The sequence below is a fragment of the Methanospirillum sp. genome (assembly GCF_028679455.1).
In the GTDB taxonomy this organism is placed as follows: Archaea; Halobacteriota; Methanomicrobia; order Methanomicrobiales; family Methanospirillaceae; genus Methanospirillum.
Map to the genome: position 1 here is coordinate 1 of NZ_JAJRBM010000086.1, position 7,901 is coordinate 7,901.

Here is a 7,901-nt window from a genome sequence, read left to right on the forward strand (position 1 = left end):
TCAAGGCTTTTAGCCACCTCAAGTCCTCCCATCAGACATGCATCAAACCCGATCAGATCTGTCCGGGTTCCGGTAGCTTCCAGTACATCGGTGATGTCTGATATCGAGAGATGGTTATCAGTGTTCTCATCAAATCCGAATCCCTGATAGCCGTCTCCATGATTCCAGAAGATCAGGTAGGTGGTATCACCGCGATAATGTTCCCTGGCATCAGTAAGAAAGGTCGTCAACCCTTCCTTACTTCCCATGTCCATGGCAGGATCGTGGAATTCACCAATCTCTTCGTCCCCGAAGACCCCGTTTTTTGCATCTGCCTTCAGATCCTCGATCGAGGCGATCGTCATCCCCTTCCATCCTTCTTTTGCTGCCCCTCCATAAGCTACGACGATGTTCAGATTATCCGGACTGGTCTCCCCATATCCCGATATCATGTCCATCAGGTCGGATGTTCCGTCATCGCCTTCAGAATGGCCGTTCCCACTCTCCAGGTCACTGCCCACCACGTACATAAGCACCAATGCGGTGGCCTGGTGTGGTGTCTGGTTTGTATCATCCGCAGATGGTGCAGTAGCCGTAACCGGCGTAAATATGCCAAGGAGCAGACAAATGCATATCCCCAGTGCTATCAGGATACCCGGATAACGAAACCACCTGTTGTTCATTGAATCTCTATCTCCGTCTCTTTAGAAGATAAATCAAACGACGGCGGTATGGCTCAAAAATACGAAAAGTATAGGTGAGCAGGTATGACATGGGTACCGATGAATACCGATATCCCCTGGGACCAATCACGAATGGAGTTCAAACCGGTTTGCATGACTGTTTCTCACTCCGGTGGCATGCAGTTTACGGCAGAAACGTCAGGTGGGCTGCAAATCCCTATCGATGCTCACCTGCACCTGGGTGGAGGAGGGAAGATTCCCAATCCGATTGACTATCTCATCGCCTCTCTCGGGGGATGTGTGGGGATCAAAATTTTACTCTCTCTCCAAGACCAGGAGATCGTCCCTGATCACCTGACGATAAGGATTCAGGCTGAACGGAAACAGGATCTCCCTGCTATCTTTGAGCATGTTCATCTGGTCATCACCCTCTCCTGCAATGTGGATGATGTGATGATTGACCAGATCATCACCCGGACGCTCTCCCATCTCTGTCCGATTGCGGCGATGTTTGCAGGTGTCGGATCAGTCACCTTTGAGCACCGGGTTATCAGGGGCTGATAAATCCCCTCTAAATCATGCATCTCGTCCGATGATCATCACGGTCACGTCATCGCCGGGAACACTACTTCCTGCATGATCAAACACAATCCTGGTGACGGTCTCCGCGATAGCATCAGACCCGGGAGGCAGGGAGCAGCTGAACTCCTTCAGAACCGCGTCAGTTCCGAGCATCACTCCACTCTCGTTCTCGCATTCAGTGACCCCGTCGGTGTACAGAACCAGATAGTCACCAGGCTTTAATACAAATGTATCCTGCCGGTAGCTGTACTCTTCCCAGGAACCTAGCGGGATATCAGAGTTCATGGGGATTATCTCTGCTGTTTCTTTGTTGAAGATGAATGGTGGATTATGACCTGCATTTGCATATGACACGGTTCCGGTTTCTGTGTTCATTACTCCGGCAAGCAGGGTAACAAATAGAGTGTCATTACTGCTTCTGATAAGCCCCTGGTTGACCTGCGAAAGGATCTCAGCCGGCTGTTCAGAGTACATCAGTGCATTGCGTATCAGCGTCAGGGAAGAAGCCATCACAAATGCAGCGGAGATTCCCTTTCCAGCAACATCCCCGATACAGAAGAATAACCGGTTCGGTGCTATCTCCCTGATATCATAAAAATCTCCGCCGACCTCATGCATCGGGATGAGCCGGGCTGCAATGGTGAGATTTTTCATCGCTGGAATTGTGGCAGGCAGATATCCCTGTTGAATCTCACGTGCTGCAAGGACCTGTCCTTCAAGACGGGATGCCGTACTGGTTCGCTCCCGTTCCCTGGAAACGTTATGCATCAATAGGGTAAACAGAGCCATTCCTACTCCTATCACCAGAATTTCGATAGATACGACGTTGAATATCAGGATGCGGGGCTGAGTGATCCCGGGTGTAAGTATCAGCGCAATCACACTGTCAGCCCCGGTAAGCACCAGGCCAAGCAGACCTGCCTGCCAGACTCCGATAAGTCTGCGCTTGTTCAGGAGATATGCAATCCCGCATACTATCCCATCCATCAGTTCGGTTGTGATGGTAGCGAGTGGCACCGGACCACTTCCCATAGCCTGTAGTATGAGTCCAACTCCTGCGGCACCCACCCCTCCTACGGGACCGGCGAGGAGTCCTGCCATATTCGGCCCGATCCGGCAGGTACTTAAGTAATCAGTTGCTGTTCCGCTCCCTGCAAAATAACCGAATGCATAAAAAGCGCCAAAAATCAGGGATATGCTGGCCAGGTACTGCCATGACCGCTCTCTGCTGAAAAAATGGAGCGCCCACTTTGTCCGTGTCAGCAGGTATGCTGCAAAGCAGACGGTTGCCATTTTTTCGAGCAGATCCCCTATCACATAGGTCTCAACAAACATCCAGATCAGTCCCGGGTTCCGCTCGTACTATTGCATGAATCTCCCGTAAGAAAAAGAGGCTGTATCCGGTATGGGACCAGTATCCGTGATTAAATATCATAGATTTAATCCTATAAGGAACTCCAATTTCATCGTATATCCAGGTAGTAATAAGTTTGCATCTTTTGGTTCAACCTTCACCATGGTGGTCTTACCCCTTTCCATGGGTGATAGAGTTATCGAGCAGATGGAAGAAGACCTTTTCAGGTATGGGATCTGCCAGTTTTAAAAAATTCTCGTGATTTCAAGGAATTCCAACTCGTCATCAACATAGAGTGCTGATTGATGGTATGTATCTGGGAAATAAAGTTAGGATATTATTCATGCTCATATCTCTTTTGATCTTCTATCTCTTCCCAGACTGACCGTGAAATTTTTTATAACTATTGAGATAAACGGTGGAGATCCAAGATTATTGAATTCATTTTTTTGTAAGATATAATCAGGATCTCCACTAACTTCCACGAGAAGACGAATGACCCCTCTTCAATATCAATGAGCGTAGGTATTGTAGATGTACTACACATTAATTGCAGTGATGTATCTTTATATTTTTACTATCTGGCAATGCTTATACATCCAAAAATTCCTGAAAAAGGAGAGATGCGATTATCTCCCTTTCCTGAATTTGCCCGCTGGCACCATAATCTCAAACCTCACCCCCTTCCTTTCCACTCCACATTCCTGGATAAAGAGTCCGGTAATCGAGAGGATTTCTCGTATGAAAAACAGTCCAAATCCGGTATGGTTGCCGTATCCGTCCTCAAACACCCGGTCTTTCATTTCTGTTGGTATTCCAATTCCATCGTCACAATATCTTACTGTTAATCCTTCTCCGGTCTCTTCAACACTGAAACAGATCTTCGTTACATGAACACCATGTCGGATCGAATTTTCAATGATGTTTGTAAATACTTTCTTCAGCAATGGATCGGCATAAATCAACCAATCGTTACTATTTACTTCAATTGATATGATTCCAATATTATTCTCCGAAATAGCGGATACAAATAGTTCCTTAATATTTTGCCAATGGGGGGTTCCTTTACCTATTTCCTGGTAATATCGCGTAAATTCAATATGCCCCTCAATAATTTTAGTGACCTGCTGTTGTTTTTCCAGGTATTTTAGTAAATTTGGATCATTTGTTAGTTCCCGGGAGAGATCCTGAAGTGCATAAAGTGCAGTCACTTTATTGAGAATATCATGGCGGGTAATATTTGTCATCAGGTTCAATTTCTTATTTGATTGTTCAAGTGCAGATTTAGCCATTTTCTCTTCTGTAATATCAATACATACCGCTCGAAAGCCGGCAAATTTATAATCCCGAAAAATTGGAGAAAGATATGTCTTTATCGGGAAGGTGTGTCCATCCTTATTCTGAGCGGTATATTCGTGTGGATGAGGACTTTCTCCATTGAATTCTACTTTATTATGTAAAAGAATTTTTTCCCGGTCAGAGAATATTACGAGATTCAAAACGGACACCGAATTTTTCAAATCTTCAGCATCATACCCAAATTTTTCAGTCCCTGCTTTATTAATGAACGTCAGATTCAGGTTCTCATCCATCTCCAGAATAGTTTTTGGCAAAGAATCTACCAATTCGCGATACCGGTTCTTACTCTGATCGAGAATTAGTTTCAGATTCTGTTGTTCAGTGATATCACGTAAAAAGTTCAGCGTAGCCGGGCTGCCATTCCATTCGGTTATCACCGCATCCACTTCGAACCAGTGAGCAGATCCCTGAGTGTCTATCATTCTGAATGGATATCGGTCAAATTTTTCACCGTTTGTGATTCTATGATAGAATCGTTCCCGCATAAATTCCTGATCTTCAGGGTGGGTAAAATCAAATACTGATCGGGTAAGTATTTCATATGGCAGCAGTCCTGCGTTTTGGAATAAATCAATGAATTTTAGATTGTGAAATACCACCATTTCCTGTTGTAATACACAAATTCCTTCCAGGGCATTATCAACCAGTAATCTATATTTCTTTTCAGAGATTTCCAGGGCAATCTCTGCTTCCCGACGCTCAACATGCTTTTGTATCATATTCTTCAGTTCTACGAACTGAGCATGTACATCTCCTCCTTTCTGGAGATATGAGTCAGCACCGTTATTCAGGGCTTTAATGACAAGTTCCTCGCGGCCTCGCCCGGTAAAAAGGATAAATGGGATCGCTTCATAGCGTTCACGAATTGTCTTTAGTAATTCGATCCCATCCATACGAGGCATTTCATAATCGGATATTATTACATCATATGGTCTATGTTCAAGCATCGCGATAGCCTGATGACCTGACAAAGCGATATCAACTGAAATATTTCCCAAACGTTCAAGAAATAATTTTCCTATTTCAAGTAATTGCGCATCATCATCAACGTATAATGCAGTAATCATAATCCGGCGCCCATGTTACCGAGTAAAAAATTCAAAAACATAAAAAACCGGGTATCCAACTCTTTGTTCATCAGGATATACCCTGAAGCAGTTGGTTAATATCAATCCAGATTATCAGTTCTGTCTTCGCTTTTTCCTGCATGCCAACAGAACGTTTGATAATTCCTATAATCGTGTTATTCTCTTTGATACCAGATGCAGAAGTATAATCTACCTGCTGATTATCAAATGTAGAAACAGAAGTAACATCATCAACCAGAATACCCATTTTTTGCTGATAAAGATTACTATCAAGTACAATAATTCGTGAGGAGTCAACTGATTCCTGACATTTTTCGGTAATATTAAGACGATGCTTCAGATCCACAATAGTAGTAATTTCTCCACGTAGATCAATGATACCTCTCATATAATCCGGTGTATTAGGAAGAGGAGTAATTGAAGTATATTCCATAACTTCTTTCACTTCAAACAAATCTATCGCGAAGGGTTCATTTCCGAGTAAAAATTCAACAACCTGAATTGATGTTTTGTCCCTTCTTAAGGAAGTATTACTAGAATTACATCCACTTTGCGTTGCATTTACATCAGGTGACATGAGAACCAATCCTTTAATTTATCTTATATTTCTTATTGGCATCCATCACTTCAAGAGCGACATCGTTTACCATCTGTGCCATCTTGTGTATTTCATCCATTGCGGCAGCAGATTCTTCAGATGCTGAGGCAGCATCACAGGCCTCTTTAGCAGTTTCCTGTACAAGATTAGCGATATCAGTAACGCTTGCCGTTATCTCTTCGGTTGTTGCTGCCTGTTCCTGCGTTGCAGCGGCAACTTCTGAAGCACTCTTCGTTATCTCCTCAATAGATGAAGCAATACTCGCGAATGTTTTCACGGTCTCGCCCACCACTTTTTCACCGAGTTGTACTGTTTTTTTGGTATCTTCCATTGCCGTTGATGCATTTTGTGTGCTTGTTTTCAGGGTATTAATCATACCTTCAATCTGCTCGGCTGAGTTTTTAGACTCTTGAGCCAGAGATTTAACCTCGGCGGCAACTACTGCAAATCCTCGTCCCGCTTCCCCTGCACGTGCAGCTTCAATTGCTGCATTGAGAGCGAGTAAATTTGTCTGGTTTGCTATTTCCCGGATAAGAACAACAATTTTGGAGATCTTTACCATCTGTGCTTCAACATCGGTAACAATTCCAAACACTTTATCAGTTGATAGAGAAATATCGCTCATGCTTTGTTCTGCCTGTTCAGCGAGTTTAACCCCCTTATTTGAGAGATTGTTTGTCTCCTGAGATAGCGTTGATATCGTACCCATACTCGAGGTTATTTCCTCCACCGCAGCACTCATATCCTGCATAACACGGGAAATCTGTTCAACTCCGTTAGAGGATTTATCTGCATGCTGAGAAACACTGCCCAGATTATTAGCAATCTGGGCAATTGCTTTTGAGGCGTCCTGAACACTCGTCCCTGTCTCGCTTGAGGCAGATATGAGTTTCTGCATTCCGGTATTCACATCTCCAATATTTTCCTGGAGATTCTTTATAATATGACGAACGGCATTCTGAAATATACCCAATTGTTCGTAGATTTTTTGAGTATATTCATCAGGTGAACTTAATTCATACCGTATGGTCAGATTGCGTTCATCCCCTATCTTCTGGTACGCCCGGGCGAGTTCCTGTATCTCATGCTCTATATATCTCCATATTTTTTCTGTTTTAACCTGGTTCTCTTGAATTAGTTGTAAATTTTCCCGTTCTGAAGTCATATCCCGATAGATTGCGAGAAATTTCTCTATCTCACCGTTTTTGTCCAGTAATGGGATGACATGACGTTCTACAGTTTTGTTCCCTGAAGGAAAATGAAATACTGCTTCACCCTGAATTGAACGTCTGGTTCTTTTTACGTCTTCAAACCCCCCGCCCGATGAGGATATTACCATAAAGTCCTGAACTCTCATTGAGAGAGTGTGGGTACGATCATATCCGGTTAGATCCAACAAAGGTTTATTGACATCTTCAACATGCAGATCAGGGCTCCAAAGTATGGTTGGATATGGGCTTTGTTGAAATAATGCGTTCGCTAGTCTTTGTATTTTTTCTAAATCTTCACTCATTTCAATAACCTTCCAGAGCAATAATGCCTATTGTGGGGCATAACTTATAAAATTATGTTATTGTGCATATCAGATTAGACCTAATATTAGGCAACAAAATAATATATACTGACGAAAATTCATCGGATAGGGTTAGATGATTAATAATGAACTTGAACTTGACCGTCTGAATAAAATTTTAAAAGAACATCCAAAAGGTTTAACCATCGCAGAAATATCAAAACAATTACCTCTCAACCGTATTTCTACCTCTAAATATCTCAATATCCTGCTAGGGGCAGGTATGGCAGAAATGAGAATTTATGGGCCGTCAAAAGTATTTTATCCTGCACAACGGGTTCCAATTTCATCAATTTTAAATTTTTCCACCTCTCTTCTTCTGGTAATGAATGATAATTTATCGATCATTGATGCAAATAATACTCTCCTGAATCTTTTTTCTCTCGAAAAAATTGATCTTCTTGGTCATAGGATCGATTACTCTCCCCTCGGGAGTTTTATTGATCCTGATCTCTTATCTCTTATTAAAAAAGCTCTGAATTCAACTGAGAATAGTATAGACGTTAGTTGGATGATAAGGGGGGAAGAGAAGTATTTATCGGTAAAGATCACCCCAACTGTATTTGAAGACGGGAGTTGCGGTGTAACTCTGATCGCTGATGACGTGACAGAACTTACGCGATATCGCAAAAATCTTGAAAAATTGGTTGATGAACGTTCAAGAGAGTTGAATTTAATTAATGAA

At 42.8% G+C, this 7,901-nt stretch carries 7 protein-coding genes; 2 read left to right on the plus strand and 5 right to left on the minus strand.

Features of this window, described 5'->3' with window-relative positions; translation table 11 throughout:
• Positions 1 to 662 (minus strand): clostripain-related cysteine peptidase (locus LUQ50_RS02750; protein WP_300035827.1); only part of this gene is annotated, 662 nt, incomplete at its 3' end.
• 84 nt (positions 663 to 746) lie between these two features.
• Between LUQ50_RS02750 and LUQ50_RS02755 the strand changes: the two genes are divergently transcribed.
• Complete coding sequence (locus LUQ50_RS02755; protein ID WP_300035829.1) at positions 747 to 1,223, plus strand: OsmC family protein; 477 nt, start codon at positions 747 to 749, stop codon at positions 1,221 to 1,223.
• Between the two features lie 15 nt (positions 1,224 to 1,238).
• Here LUQ50_RS02755 and LUQ50_RS02760 read toward each other — a convergent pair whose 3' ends face one another.
• The 4 genes from LUQ50_RS02760 to LUQ50_RS02775 form a co-directional block, all read right to left on the minus strand.
• Complete coding sequence (locus LUQ50_RS02760; RefSeq protein ID WP_300035832.1) at positions 1,239 to 2,579, minus strand: SpoIIE family protein phosphatase; 1,341 nt, start codon at positions 2,577 to 2,579, stop codon at positions 1,239 to 1,241.
• 648 nt (positions 2,580 to 3,227) lie between these two features.
• Complete coding sequence (locus tag LUQ50_RS02765; protein WP_300035835.1) at positions 3,228 to 5,024, minus strand: PAS domain S-box protein; 1,797 nt, start codon at positions 5,022 to 5,024, stop codon at positions 3,228 to 3,230.
• A 70-nt stretch (positions 5,025 to 5,094) separates the two neighbouring features.
• Complete coding sequence (locus LUQ50_RS02770) at positions 5,095 to 5,622, minus strand: chemotaxis protein CheW (RefSeq protein WP_300035838.1); 528 nt, start codon at positions 5,620 to 5,622, stop codon at positions 5,095 to 5,097.
• Between the two features lie 13 nt (positions 5,623 to 5,635).
• Positions 5,636 to 7,156 carry a methyl-accepting chemotaxis protein gene (locus LUQ50_RS02775; protein ID WP_300035841.1) on the minus strand — a complete coding sequence of 507 codons (1,521 nt, stop codon included), beginning with the start codon at positions 7,154 to 7,156 and terminating at the stop codon, positions 5,636 to 5,638.
• Between the two features lie 136 nt (positions 7,157 to 7,292).
• On the opposite strand from LUQ50_RS02775, the gene LUQ50_RS02780 reads away from it, so the two are divergent.
• On the plus strand, positions 7,293 to 7,901 hold a 609-nt coding region (locus LUQ50_RS02780), incomplete at its 3' end, for a PAS domain-containing protein (RefSeq protein WP_300035843.1).